Genomic DNA, 13,080 nt, shown 5'->3' with positions numbered 1-13,080 from the left:
GTTTTTTTACAGTAAAGATGAGTCCAGACAAAAAAAGGTCACCCGTTTCCCTGAATGCATGCTCATTCTGTCTGCAGGGTTCGGATGGCCTTGAATTGTTATTTAAGCAATTCTTTGATGTCTGCTTCAATTTTATCAGGTGTTGTTTTGGGAGCATACCGTTTCAAAACACGTCCGTTCTGATCCACAAGGAATTTGGTGAAGTTCCATTTGATGGCTTTGGAGCCGAGTACGCCAGGTGCTTCTTTGGTTAGATGCTGGAATAGAGGATGAGCGCTTGAACCATTCACATCGATCTTCTCAAACATGGGGAAGCTGACACCATAGTTCATCTGGCAGAACTCGGCAATATCATCAGAAGAGCCTTTTTCCTGTGCAAACTGGTTGCTTGGAAAACCAAGAACTTCAAATGGGGAATCTTTGAACTTATCCTGGAGTTCTTGCAGACCTTTGAATTGAGGTGTAAGGCCGCATTGGCTTGCTGTATTCACGATAAGCAGTACTTTGTCACGATAGTTGGACATCTCAACTTCCTGACCGCGAAGGGTGTTTACTTTGTAGTCGTAGACTGACATGAAAATCGCCTCCATTTCATATTCTTCTATCATTTATTATATTGATTGCAATTAAATATTGCAAAATTAATATTGTTTTTTTAACGCTATTTGGACCTCTCGTGTATGAACTGTGAATGTTTTGCTACCTGAATTTCGCTAAAGAGAGAATTAGAGAGCTTTGAAGAGATGGGTGGAGAATGGATGTGTTGTAAGCGCTATTATTGATGTGAAATGGCAAAAATCCGTCGATTCGGTGATCTGCGCAGACTTTACACCGATATGGCACGGGTGTATGATTCATATCGTAATTCCAATTTCAATTAAATTTTACATGAAAAACGAAACAAACGATAATATCGCTCTGATTAAGGAACATAATGGAACGATGTTTTAATCGCTGAGTTTCCATTCATTCATGGGTGGGAAACGGGGGAACCAACAGGATGAACTGTCCAGGACAGTAGGCATCCATGGGGTGAATTTTCCGGTGACAGCCGGAAATAGGGCGACTCTCGCGCCCGAATCCGTCAGCTAACCTCGTAAGCGTTAAAGGGAGAGGCAACAAGCCGTACGCTGGTTCATAGTGTCTTTTTGCTATGGATTATTGAAGAAGCGTCCGGGAGGCCTTGGTCCCCCACGCTTCTTTTTTGTTGTCTTTTCACGCCAAGGGAGGAACGAATGATGGATAAAGAGATGATCTTAGTGACTGCTCCAAATGAAGCAGGACGTAAATTTATCAAATTGCTGATGTACAAAAAAATGCCGTTTGCCGTTCTGACCAACAGTGCAGGGGAAGAGCGCAGGCTCCGGAGAATTGGTGTGGAGCATGTCATTCGCATGAACACGGCTGCAGCTCAGAAATGGTTTTTGCCGCAAGGCAGTGTAGGCAATGTTTTTATTTTTGAAAATAGCCTAAACCTGACCTGCCGATATTTGCAGATCTGCCGCTCCTGGACATCCAAGTCCCTGTGTGTCATTACAGAACAAAGCCACCCCAAAGGGATCTATCGGGGAATGGGAGCAGACCGTATCGTATATTCCTTGAATGGGGAAGTTGGGTTTCTGCTTAATGGTTAGTGGTACTATTCCTGTGATTGATCCAGTGTCAGCTGCCTGTTATAATTGAAATCATAAATATACGGAATATTGAGGAGACTCATGCATGATGGTGGGTCTTCTTTTTTATGGTTTGGGAAATGGGGAAATGAATTTCCTGTGGCTAACGAGGAGGAATAGGCGTGCCGGATGTACGTGGAATACAATGGTTGTTCTTTGATGTGGGGGATACGCTTGTGGACGAGTGGGAGCCGGTGGATGATATTATTGGTCAGTTCGTTCGAGAAGCTTGTGCGCTTGGTTATCAGGTGGAGATGCAGACAGTACGAGAACTATTTGCCGCCTCCTACCGAAATTACGAGCAATGGCCGATGAAACTGGCTATTCGTACCCTGATCAGCGATGAGCGGCACCGGGAACAGATACAGGAGAAGCTGAAGTTCCGCAAAGAGCTTGAACGCCCCTTCGCGTCAGCCGACGCTGTTCTCCAGACGTTGTCGCAACACTATAAGATTGGCATCATTGCCAATCAGAGCCCGGGGACGGAAAATCGGCTGGATAGCTATGGTTTGCGTAAGTACGTGGATGTGCTGGCCTGTTCCGCTGAAGAAGGAGTGTCCAAGCCTGATCCTGAATTGTATGCTGTAGCTCTGAAACAAGCGGGATGTAAACCGGAGGAAGCGGTCATGATCGGCGACCGGATTGATAATGATATTATTCCGGCTAAGAAGCTGGGTATGCACACGATCCGAATTTTGCAGGGGTATGGCAGGTTCCAGCCGGAGCTAGCAGATGCAGACCGTCCAGACTGGACGGTTGAATCACTGGATGAACTACTTCCCTTGTTGATGGTAACTCAAAATTGATAAATAAACTAAAAGCGGTATTTAGAGCTGATCTCTAATCGGTATGGATCAGGTTGGATTAGGCTGCTGCTAAAAAATATAAAAGGCTGATCATCTCAAGGGATACGTTACTTGAGTTGATCAGCCTTTTTGAGTTAGACAAAATACGGATTAGTTTTCTTTAACCTAGAACAACCGAATGGTCTGGATGATCAGATACACATTCAGGATAACGATAACTCCGGCAATGATCCAGGAGATGATTTTGAGCCACAGCTTGTTAGCAAAATCCCCCATGCTTTTTTTGTCACTCGTAAACATGATCAGTGGAATAACGGCAAAGGGGAGCTGCAGCGACAACAGAACCTGGCTCAGAATCAGCAGTTCTTCTGTTCCGTGCTCTCCGGCAATAGCTGTTACGATAACGGCCGGGATGATTGCAATCAGACGTGTTACCAGCCGACGAAGCCACGCCGGAATACGAATGTTCAGGAAGCCTTCCATTACAATCTGACCGGACAGTGTGCCGGTGAGTGTTGAGTTCTGGCCTGAAGCCAGCAGGGCTACACCGAACAGGATGCTGGCGATGGTGGTTCCCAGCAAAGGTGTCAGCAGATGGTAAGCATCCGTAATTTCCGCAACCTGGGTCATGCCTGCACTATGGAACACGGCAGCAGACACAATCAGGATGGCTGCATTGATGAACAGGGCCAGTGTTAAAGCGATTGTTGAATCCATGGTGGTATACAGAATCGCTTCTTTTTTACCCTTAGTTGTCTTTTCAATCTGACGGGTCTGTACGATAGAAGAATGCAGATACAGATTATGGGGCATCACGGTTGCGCCAATAATGCCGATGGCGATGTAGAGCATGGCTGGATTTTGCAAAATTTCGGCACTGGGTACAAAGCCGTGCATGACGCCGCCCATATCCGGTTTGGCGAGAAAAAGGTCAATCCCGAAGCAGAGGGCGATGGTAGCCATCAGCACAATAACGAGCGATTCCAATGCGCGGAAGCCTTTATTTTGCAGCAAAAGAATGACCAGTACATCGACAGCGGTAATAATGACGCCATATAACATGGGAATGTTGAACAACAGTTTGAGCGCGATGGCTGAACCAATAACCTCGGCAAGGTCGGTGGCTGCAATTGCAAGCTCACACAATATCCATAACACCATCACGACAGGCATGCTGAATCGTTCGCGGCAGGCTTGCGCCAAATCCCGTCCTGTGACAATCCCGAGCTTACCAGCGAGAGACTGTAACACAACAGCCATCAGGTTTGAAATCAGAATAACGGACAATAGGGTGTAGCCGAATTGTGAACCACCTGCAATATCAGTTGCCCAGTTCCCGGGATCCATATATCCAACGGCAACCAGGTAACCCGGTCCAACAAAAGCTAGGAACTTTTTCCACCAAGCAGCGTTCTGAGGCACCTTCATGGAGCTATGGGCTTCCCCGAGAGAGGGGGCCATACCCGCAGCCAATGGTTCATTGGAAGGAGCGTTGAACGGATTTTTTTTACTCATAATATAATCACCCGACTTTGAAGTATTGATATTCTATATGAAGAGGAACGATGTCATTCCTTTGATTAAATTTGAACATTGAAATCAAAATGAAATCAAAATCAAAAAACGTAATTAAACTACTTTCGATATGTCTAAACGTTTATGTTGATACTTACATTGTACTCCTTCAATTATTTTTGTCTAGTGCAACTTTTGTGTAGAAGGACAAGATTTACCGGAGAAGGAGTTGTGCCTTAGTATATTACCCAACCCTTAATAAATAACCAATGTGCATCTCACGTGCATGAAAATAATAAAGATGTAAAAGCTGAATAAGGAACAACATGCGTTTCAAAATAAGCCAGAAGTTTAAATTGAATAGTAGGCATTAAAAAATTTGAAGGTGAAGGAGAGATTTTTAATGGAAGCTTTATATACAGCAACAGCGACAGTTAAAGGTGGACGTACAGGTTCGGTGGCTTCTTCGGATGGTGTGCTCAAGCATGATCTGAAAATGCCAAAAGAGCTTGGAGGCCCTGGTGGTGAAGGTACCAACCCTGAACAGCTCTTTGCAGCTGGATACGGTGCATGTTATGAGAGTGCCCTCGCCAATGTGGCGCGCAAAGCAGGCGTGAAGTTGGAGAATGTGGTGGTAACCAGCAATGTATCCATTGGCAAAGACCCTGCGGATGACGGTTTCCAGCTGTCGGTACGTTTGGATGTGAGCATGCCTGGTGTGGATCACAGTCAAGCCGAAGATCTGGCGCGCAAGGCACATGATTTCTGTCCTTACTCCAAAGCAACACGCGGCAATATTGATGTGGTACTTAATGTAGTTTAAGACCTGACTCCTAGGAGTAGAGGGAACATATAGAGCAGGGTATCTTTGGATACCTGACGTTCGATTACAAGACCCTGCTGGCCATCGGCAGGGTTTTGTATTGTATAATCCCGTTGGAATGCAGGAGATTGCATGGTGGACAGCGTACTATTTTACATAATCTACTCTTGCTTGATGTCATACATTCGAATGAGGGGGGAACAATATTGAGTATTGAAGAGATGATAGAACGACGATTTGTATGTACCAAATGCAGGGGGACGGACTGCAATATTAAGGAAGTGTCCATGTCAGGAGCTGGACTTAGCAAAATGTTCGATATTCAGCACAATCATTATCTCTTCGTCGCCTGTTCTTCCTGTGGATATGTTGAAGTATTCGATCCGGATGTGTTGAAAGGGAAAAAACAGGGTCAGGTGGGTACCATTCTTGATATTCTATTTGGCGGGTAAATGTGCGTGAGTTGACATCGAACTAAAATTTCTTTAATATGACTTAGTACTAAGAAGTGTCATTGCATGAACCAAATTTGAATTAACAGGTGATATCCATGTCTTATAGACCGCGTATTGCAAATTTAGAACTAGCTAGTGGCAACAAGGAAGACGGATTGTATGAATTTAAAATGAAATTGGTAGACGGTACACAATGCCGTGTATTCTACTCCCATTCCCCGGAATGGAAGCTGACCAATATCAGCCGTCTACAGAAAACGCCTTGTCCGGTATGTCGCAAAGATTTCATTTGCAAATGCATGGACCAGTGGGCTGGTGACCTTCATCAACAGATGATCGACGACCAATGGATGGAAAAGGCAATTGCCGAGTAATTGCCAAAACAGATACGAGCGTGGGCACAGAGCCTGCGCTCTTTTTCTTTTTTTCGTTACACCTAAATAAAATGTAAAAAAAGCGACCGAGATAACTCGAAAACGGGTAATTTACTCTAATAGCACAACTATGAGGAGGCCACGATTATGACTGCAAATCAAACGGATCAGCATCAGGGACACCCGATTGTGCTTGTGGACGGAGTGTGTCATTTTTGCCAAGGCTTAACGAAGTGGATTATCAAGCGTGACCCGGAGGGGAAATATCATTTTGCATCACTTCAATCGGATGTAGCGAAAACATTGCTGGAGAAGGGCAATCTGTCCACAGACAGCATGGATACGTTTGTACTCATTGAGGATGGGAAATATTATACGCGTTCCACCGCAGCGCTGCGGCTGGCCAAAGGATTGAAATTCCCTTATCCATTATTGTACGGGCTAATTATTATACCGAAATTTATTCGCAATGCAATATATAACACGGTAGCTCGCAACCGATATCGCTGGTTCGGTAAAGATGAAGCGTGCATGCTGCCTACACCTGAAATGAAGGAGCGTTTCCTTTGAATAACTGAAGTGTAACATATTGTATCAGGGCGATTGATTAATAACGGGAATAATTGGGTAATGAGTACGGATCAATTCTATTTTGGGAGGCAAATAACTTGAAGAAGTGGACTACATTAATTATTGGGGCATTATTGGCAGTAAGCATGACCGCTTGCGGAAGCGATGCAGATAACAGTACAGCAACGCCGCCAGCTGGCAACGAAACGTCTAACGAGGGCAATACAACTGCGGAGCAGGAGACAAAGATCCCAACATTGGACGAGTTAATTGAAAAAACGAATGCAGCGACAAAAGACATGAAAAGCTTCACTACCGAAGCCAATATTGATCAAAATTTGAAGCTGGTGTCTGGCGAACAGTCCCAGGATCAACAGGTGAAAACATCGCTGAAGATGGATATCATCAAGGACCCGATGATGATCTATCAGGAGATGAAGATGGAAATGTCCGGACAGGAAGCGCAGAATGTGAAGCAGTATATCACTTCGGATCATATTTATTCCCAGGTGGGAGAGCAATGGGTCAAAATTCCTGACGATCAAACGAAACCATTGATTGAGCAAATGCAGTCAAGCATGAATCCGGAAGGTGAGCTGGAGCAATTCAAAAAGATTGCAGAGGACACCAAGATTACGGAAGAAGGCGACAACTATGTCATTAACGCTGATGTATCCGGTGATAACGTGAAGGAGCTGGCCAAAGCGGTCATGGAGCAAAACGGATCGGACGCCCAGACTCAAGCCATGCTTGATCAAATGAATATTACCAGCATGAAAATGAAATATATGATTAACAAAGAAACCTACCTGCCTGCAAGTACGGATGTCGACATGGTGATGGAGATGGAGCAGGAAGGACAGAAAATTTCGATGGACATGAAAATGACCAGCACGTTCTCCAACCATAATGGCGTGGAAGAGATCAAAATCCCGCAAGAAGCCTTGGATAGCGCTAAATAAGAAGCGAGCCGTTTGAGTGGGGTTCATATTCTCTGATGAGAATATAGCCTAGTTAAAGCTAAGCTACGGTGAGGTGGATTTTCTGGAGAAAGCACTTCAGAATATGAATTTGTGTGAACCGATAGGTTCGATGCATTTCATTCAGGGGTGTTTTTCTTTTTTTTTGTAGCATTCTGGTCAGCGTTTAAGGTGTTATAGTATAGTCAATGTAAGCGATTCGATTTAGAGTTGATGGAAGTTGAGGGAAGGCTATTTCAGGCAGGAGGTCAAAGAAATGATTGAATATGCACATATCCACCATGTGAGTCTGGCTGTACGTGATCTTGAGGTTGCGAAAAAATTCTATTCCGGTTTGCTCCACATGCAGGAGATTGAACGGCCGCCTTTTAACTCCACAGGCACATGGTATGCCATTGGTGATCAACAGCTTCATCTGTTACAGCATCCGCAGGGACATACGCTTCGCACGGCTGGTATCGATACAACGGATGGACACTTTGCGATCTGGGTGAAGAGTTACAAGGAGACTTTGGCCTGGCTGGAACAGCAGGGAATTGAGTATGAGGCTAGACCAGATAGTGTTGCCGGTTTTTCACAGATATTTGTGTTAGACCCTGATCGCAATATTGTAGAATTTGATGCACCTTATCATTCTTGATCGGATTATCGTTTGAATAAATCCCTTGCTCCTCCAGAAATTGTATGCTATATTATCCATACATTCATAGCACGTGACGGAAGCACCGTCCATATACTGCATAATTTTTGCGGTTATTGGACGGTGCTTTTTTGTGCTTTTTTTGCAGGGAGGGAAGAAGAATTGATTGTTCTAAAGGCAGTGCTGGCTTCCAAAGACAGAGAGTATATCAGCGCATGGCTTGATTTTGTACAAGGCAGTTCGTCTGGCTCCAGTATACGTTTCACCGCTTTTTCACAATGGGAACCATTCAAAGACCATATGGACGAACAGGAAGGACGGGAACTGCCAGATCTGGTTATTGCGGAACCTGATTTTCTGAACAACTGGCTGAGTAACGGTGGCGAAACCTCGGGTGTCCCATGGCTGATGCTGAGTGAAGGACTGGATGAGGTGGATGAGGATAAACGGCTGATGAAATATCAACCATTGCCTGCCCTAATGGACGCTGTTCTCCATGCTTGTCGGCAGCCACGTCGGAAGAAGACTCATCGTCCGGGACAGGGGGCGCTCTCTATTGGAGTTGTATCAGCTTCCGGCGGGAGTGGCAAGACTGCGGTGGCGATGCATATGGCAAAGCAACTGGGGGTTGCGGGATATGCTGTTCTGTATCTCAATCTGGAGACGCTGGATAGCTCAATGCCGTTTCTGGAGAAGGGTCTGTCCAGAAGTGCACAGCTTATACCTGATGCAGAAACGGGGCTGTCACGTCTGCTTTATGATTTGAAGGTGGGCAGGAAGGAATCAGGCAAACAGGGACAGGTGCAATCTTCCTCCAAAGGAGTCGACGGATACGTGCTTCGTCACGAAGCGCTGAAGTCGGATGTATTCTGGCCATTATCGAATCGGAAGGAACTGTTGCAAATGTCCCGTGAGGATACGAAGAGCCTGATCCGGTATTTGGCGGACTGTGGGCAATATGATGTGCTCATTCTGGATGGGGACTCAGGCTGGGACGGGCGCAGTGAGGGGATTTTCGATGCTGCCGATGCATTTGTGTGGCTGGTTGAGGATGACATCTCTTCTATGCACCGCTGGGGTCAATGGATGCAGCATATGAAACGCACCAAACCGGATCTGTATGAAAGTGTAATTGACCGTGCCCGGTTCATTGTCAACAAGTATCGGGACAGCGTCATCAATGCCCTGCCAGGGCCTGATCTGCATCTGGATGCTGTGCTGCCGTATATCCCTTCCTGGAAGCAGCTGAGTCAGGAGGAAGTAATGCTCAGCTCACCGATCTTTCAACGGGAAGTGAAGAGACTATGCGCCATGATCGTGCAGGATGGAGACGAAGAACTGAAGCAGACGGGACGGATACAGAAGGGTGATGGGTGGTCATTATGACGGATTCATCCAAGATGATACTGGACCGTGAAGAGCAGTTTCAAATCATGCGTCGTGAGGTCAGAGCAGGTCTGGATTTAACATCCTCTGCTGGAGATGATGAACTGTGGCAGGGGATTGAGCGTAAAGTGCTCTCTGACCCGAAGCTGGATGATCTGACCTCCGGGGAGCGTCATACGCTGGTGCAACGGTTATTTGATTCCTTTCGAGGGCTGGATATTCTGCAGCCATTAGTGGATCATCCCGAAATTACAGAGATTATGATCAACAGCCACAGGGAGATTTTCGTTGAGCAGGAAGGTGAAGTGAGACAGATCACGTTGGAGTTTGAGTCCAGGGAACGACTGGAAGACATTATTCAGATGATTGTATCCGGGGTGAACCGGATTGTGAATGAGTCTTCTCCAATTGTGGATGCACGGTTGAAAGACGGGTCGCGGGTCAATATCGTGCTGCCTCCGATTGCGTTGAAAGGTCCGACCATGACGATTCGGAAATTCCCGAGTGAACCAATGAAGATGTCCGATCTGATTGATAAAGGTGCCTTGCATGAGGAAGCGGCAGAATTGCTGCAGCAGTTAGTGCGCAGCAAATACAATATTTTTATCGGCGGTGGAACCGGATCTGGGAAAACCACTTTCCTAAATGCATTATCTCAATTTATCCCGGCGGATGAACGGATCATTACCATTGAGGATTCTGCTGAATTACAGATTATCACGGTACCCAATCTGGTATCGCTGGAGACGCGGAATGCCAATACCGAGGGCAAGGGGCAAATATCCATTCGGGACCTGATCAAGTCATCCTTGCGGATGCGCCCGAATCGAATTGTTATTGGTGAGGTGCGGGGAGCAGAAGCGCTGGATATGTTACAGGCCATGAACACTGGACATGATGGCTCGTTGTCCACGGGACACGCAAATACGATCTCGGATATGATCAGCAGATTGGAGACCATGGTGCTCAGTGGAGCGGATCTTCCCATTGCAGTTGTCCGGCAGCAGATCAGCTCGGCCATTGATATCTTTGTACATTTATCCCGCTTACGGGACCGTTCACGTCGGGTGACCGAGATTAGTGAAGTGATTGGCATGCAGGACGGAGAAGTACTGCTGAATCCACTGTTTCGTTTTCAGGAGATCGAAGAAAAAGAAGGCAAAATTATTGGGGGACTTGTTCAAGTTGGGACGCTGAGACAAGTGGACAAAATTCAGATGGCAGGGCTGGGAGACTGGCTGAGCGAGTACATAGAATGCAATAATGATAAGTTAATCAAATCGGGTAACAACGTAAATTAGTTGATTTTATTGGAAGGTGATGAATTTGGGCGAGGCCAGACAGGCGTTAACGGACTACACCGTATATACGCTATCCCAGAGACAGCGGATGGTCTGCATGCTGATTAGTGGTTTGTTGTTCTTTGGCGTCGGTATCCTGTTCTATCATCATTGGTTGGCCGGACTGATATTGGCTGCGGGGTGTATATGGGTACCGAAACATTGGACCAAAGTGCTGCTGGAACGCAGAAGAATGACACTCAGTTTACATTTTAAGCAGGCATTATATGCGTTGTCCTCCGCGCTGGCTGCGGGAAAATCAGTAGAGAACGGTTTTAAGGAGTCAGTAGAGGATCTGCGCATGCTGAATCCTGAGGCGGATACAGATCTCATTCGTGAATTCACTATTCTAAGGACGCGGATGGAGTATGGTCAGCCCATTGAAGAGGCACTGCAAGATTTCTCGGATCGCGCCAAAATTGAGGATATCACAAACTTTGCCGATGTGTTCATCACTTGTAAGCGAACCGGTGGAGACCTGGTCGAAGTGGTGAGGCGAACCTCTGCGGTGATTGGTGAGAAGCTGGATATTCAGCAGGATATCATGGTAGCGGTGGCGCAGAAAAAGTTTGAATCTAAAGTGATGTTTGCCGCTCCGTTTATTTTTCTGATTTTTCTGAACTTTACGGCCAAGGATTTTATGGAGCCGTTATATAGCGGGATGGGATATATGATCTCCAGCGGGGCATTGGCGTTACTTGCCTGCTGTTATTTGTGGATTACACGCATTATGGATATCAAAGTATAAGGAGCTGACACGATGCTGCTTCCCGTTATTTTCGGAGGGGTGCTCGGAACAGGGTGGCTGGTGCTTGATCGAACGCGAGGGCAGACCTACCGACATCTGCGCAAACTGGATATGGAAGGATTACGTCTGAAGAAGCTGCATGGCCCCTTTTTGTTTTTACTGGACAAGTTCGAGGTGGGCCGCAGATTGCCTGTAATCATGTTCCGCATGCAGCACGCCATTCAGAAAATGTATGGCATACAGCATAGTGGCGAGAAAACAATGCTCTACTGTGCTGAAATGCTGACTTATTCGTGGCTGATGTTGCTCGTAAGCTGCCTTTTGTCGCTCGTTGGGGATATGGGGCTTGGCGGCATGGTAGGTGGACTGGCATTGGGTGTTGCACTGCCCTTTGCACTATATAAAGACCTTAACACCAAAGTGCAGCGAAGAGATCAGGACATACTCATGGAGCTGCCGGAGTTATTGAACCGAATTGTCTTACTGGTTGGAGCAGGGGAAACGGTACAGCGTGCCATTGTTCACTGTGTAGCCAGTCAGGGAGAACGGGATCATCCCCTCTACAACGAGCTACGAAAGACGGTTGGGGATTGGAATAATGGTTATTCGTTTCAACAATCGTTTGAACAGTTCAGTCGTCGCTGTGGTGTGCAGGAAGTGACGATATTTACAACAACCGTGCTGCTGAATTTCCGGCGAGGGGGAGGTGACTTTGTACTGGCGCTGCGGGATCTGTCCCATGTGTTATGGGAGAAACGCAAGGCCGTTAGTCGGGCTAAGGGAGAACAGGCTTCTTCCAAACTGGTGTTTCCGATGGTGCTGATCTTTTTTTCGATTGTGGTGATGATTGGAGCACCGGCTTTTATGATGATGAATATGTAGGAGGAATTGGGATGCTGGACTTAATGAAAAGCAAGGTAACTGGATTTTGGAAGGAAGAGGATGGGCTTGGCACACTGGAGCTAATTCTGATCATCGGCGTTATTATCATTATTGCATTGATATTCAAGAATCAAATTTCAGCATTAATTACGAGCCTGCTTAGTAAAGTGGACACGAAAAGTAATGAATTTTTCCCGAGTAAGTAGATTGAAAAAGGAAGAAGGGAGCTTCACCATTGAAGCCTCCCTGGTCTTCCCTATCGTGTTGTTTATTCTCGTGTTGCTTTTATTTTTCTCCATGTACATGTATCAGAAGACATTTCTGAACCAGCATGCGTATGCAGCTTCTGAACGTGCAGCCTACAGCTGGGACAACAGCCACAAGCAGGCGATGACGGGTGAAGTTGTGGCTGGGGAACATGACAACTTGTACTGGAGATTGACCGATGATCGATTGCTCGGAGCACTGTTTGGTTGGGCGGGAGCGGACAATGAGGTTATTGTTGCTGTACCGGCGGGAGAAGGCGGAAGCCTTTCGGAAAAGAAACTGTCCCAAGCGGCACAAGGCATGCCTTCTGGGATGAATGGAACGATTGAATACCAGAACTCGCTGATCCAGCGAAAAGTAACGACCAAGCTGGAGCAGGTGATTTCCTTACCGCTGCCTTCTTTTTTATTTGATTCAGGTAACAGTGTATTAACACAGGGATCATCTGCGGTTGTAGAGCCGACGGAATTCATCCGAACGGTGGATCTGGTCCGTTATTATGCAGCCAAATTCAAAGGCAAGGGAGGAGCCACAGCCAGTACTGCCGCTGAAGCAGGACAGGTTGTGCAGCATTTTGGCAAAACCAAAAAATGAGGAAAGGAGGAGGAAACGCTGTTCAGA

At 46.3% G+C, this 13,080-nt stretch carries 16 protein-coding genes and 1 riboswitch; of the genes, 14 read left to right on the top strand and 2 right to left on the bottom strand.

Going from position 1 to position 13,080, the window contains the following annotated elements:
• Positions 1-98: 98 nt before the first annotated feature.
• Entirely contained in the window at positions 99-575 is a 477-nt protein-coding gene (locus tag Q0V21_RS15510; protein ID WP_024629320.1) for a glutathione peroxidase, read from the bottom strand.
• A gap of 367 nt (positions 576-942) precedes the next feature.
• Positions 943-1,118: riboswitch (cyclic di-AMP (ydaO/yuaA leader) on the top strand.
• Positions 1,119-1,235: 117 nt separating this feature from the next.
• Here Q0V21_RS15510 and Q0V21_RS15505 point away from each other — a divergent pair.
• Complete coding sequence (locus Q0V21_RS15505; RefSeq protein ID WP_228469185.1) at positions 1,236-1,634, top strand: HAD family hydrolase; 399 nt, start codon at positions 1,236-1,238, stop codon at positions 1,632-1,634.
• 161 nt (positions 1,635-1,795) lie between these two features.
• Positions 1,796-2,479 carry an HAD family hydrolase gene (locus Q0V21_RS15500; protein ID WP_301879612.1) on the top strand — a complete coding sequence of 228 codons (684 nt, stop codon included), beginning with the start codon at positions 1,796-1,798 and terminating at the stop codon, positions 2,477-2,479.
• Between the two features lie 165 nt (positions 2,480-2,644).
• Here the strand turns inward: Q0V21_RS15500 and Q0V21_RS15495 are convergent, their stop codons facing one another.
• Positions 2,645-3,940, bottom strand: a complete 1,296-nt coding sequence (locus tag Q0V21_RS15495) for an Nramp family divalent metal transporter (RefSeq protein ID WP_079351045.1) — start codon at positions 3,938-3,940, stop codon at positions 2,645-2,647.
• Positions 3,941-4,397: 457 nt separating this feature from the next.
• Between Q0V21_RS15495 and Q0V21_RS15490 the strand changes: the two genes are divergently transcribed.
• The 12 genes from Q0V21_RS15490 to Q0V21_RS15435 all read left to right on the top strand — a co-directional run bounded on the left by Q0V21_RS15490 (position 4,398) and on the right by Q0V21_RS15435 (position 13,053).
• Entirely contained in the window at positions 4,398-4,817 is a 420-nt protein-coding gene (locus Q0V21_RS15490) for an organic hydroperoxide resistance protein (protein ID WP_024629325.1), read from the top strand.
• Positions 4,818-5,023: 206 nt separating this feature from the next.
• Positions 5,024-5,269, top strand: a complete 246-nt coding sequence (locus tag Q0V21_RS15485) for a zinc ribbon domain-containing protein (RefSeq protein WP_024629326.1) — start codon at positions 5,024-5,026, stop codon at positions 5,267-5,269.
• Positions 5,270-5,367: 98 nt separating this feature from the next.
• Positions 5,368-5,646, top strand: coding sequence for a hypothetical protein (locus Q0V21_RS15480; protein WP_024629327.1), 279 nt, complete (start codon positions 5,368-5,370; stop codon positions 5,644-5,646).
• A gap of 147 nt (positions 5,647-5,793) precedes the next feature.
• The gene (locus Q0V21_RS15475; RefSeq protein WP_301879611.1) at positions 5,794-6,216 is read left to right on the top strand and encodes a thiol-disulfide oxidoreductase DCC family protein; all 423 of its coding nucleotides are present in this window, start codon (positions 5,794-5,796) and stop codon (positions 6,214-6,216) included.
• Between the two features lie 98 nt (positions 6,217-6,314).
• The gene (locus Q0V21_RS15470) at positions 6,315-7,178 is read left to right on the top strand and encodes a DUF6612 family protein (protein WP_301879610.1); all 864 of its coding nucleotides are present in this window, start codon (positions 6,315-6,317) and stop codon (positions 7,176-7,178) included.
• A 274-nt stretch (positions 7,179-7,452) separates the two neighbouring features.
• Positions 7,453-7,836 (top strand): VOC family protein, encoded by a 384-nt coding sequence (locus tag Q0V21_RS15465; protein WP_301879609.1) that lies wholly within the window; start codon positions 7,453-7,455, stop codon positions 7,834-7,836.
• 162 nt (positions 7,837-7,998) lie between these two features.
• The gene (locus tag Q0V21_RS15460; RefSeq protein ID WP_301879608.1) at positions 7,999-9,222 is read left to right on the top strand and encodes a nucleotide-binding protein; all 1,224 of its coding nucleotides are present in this window, start codon (positions 7,999-8,001) and stop codon (positions 9,220-9,222) included.
• On the top strand, positions 9,219-10,523 hold the full coding sequence (locus Q0V21_RS15455) for a TadA family conjugal transfer-associated ATPase (protein WP_301879793.1): 1,305 nt from the start codon (positions 9,219-9,221) through the stop codon (positions 10,521-10,523). Before Q0V21_RS15460 ends, Q0V21_RS15455 begins: the two co-directional genes overlap by 4 nt.
• A 25-nt stretch (positions 10,524-10,548) precedes the next feature.
• Positions 10,549-11,310 (top strand): type II secretion system F family protein, encoded by a 762-nt coding sequence (locus tag Q0V21_RS15450; protein ID WP_301879607.1) that lies wholly within the window; start codon positions 10,549-10,551, stop codon positions 11,308-11,310.
• A 12-nt stretch (positions 11,311-11,322) separates the two neighbouring features.
• Positions 11,323-12,192: a type II secretion system F family protein gene (locus Q0V21_RS15445; RefSeq protein ID WP_301879606.1), complete on the top strand. Its 870-nt coding sequence runs from the start codon at positions 11,323-11,325 to the stop codon at positions 12,190-12,192.
• Between the two features lie 11 nt (positions 12,193-12,203).
• Positions 12,204-12,398, top strand: coding sequence for a Flp1 family type IVb pilin (locus tag Q0V21_RS15440; RefSeq protein WP_079350807.1), 195 nt, complete (start codon positions 12,204-12,206; stop codon positions 12,396-12,398).
• Positions 12,376-13,053, top strand: a complete 678-nt coding sequence (locus Q0V21_RS15435; RefSeq protein ID WP_079350806.1) for a TadE/TadG family type IV pilus assembly protein — start codon at positions 12,376-12,378, stop codon at positions 13,051-13,053. The genes Q0V21_RS15440 and Q0V21_RS15435 overlap by 23 nt, the downstream gene beginning before the upstream one ends.
• Positions 13,054-13,080 lie beyond the last annotated feature (27 nt).

It is taken from the genome of Paenibacillus sp. 11B, from assembly GCF_030487755.1.
GTDB lineage: Bacteria > Bacillota > Bacilli > Paenibacillales > Paenibacillaceae > Paenibacillus > Paenibacillus vandeheii.
This window is presented reverse-complemented; position numbering and strand designations above follow the sequence as displayed.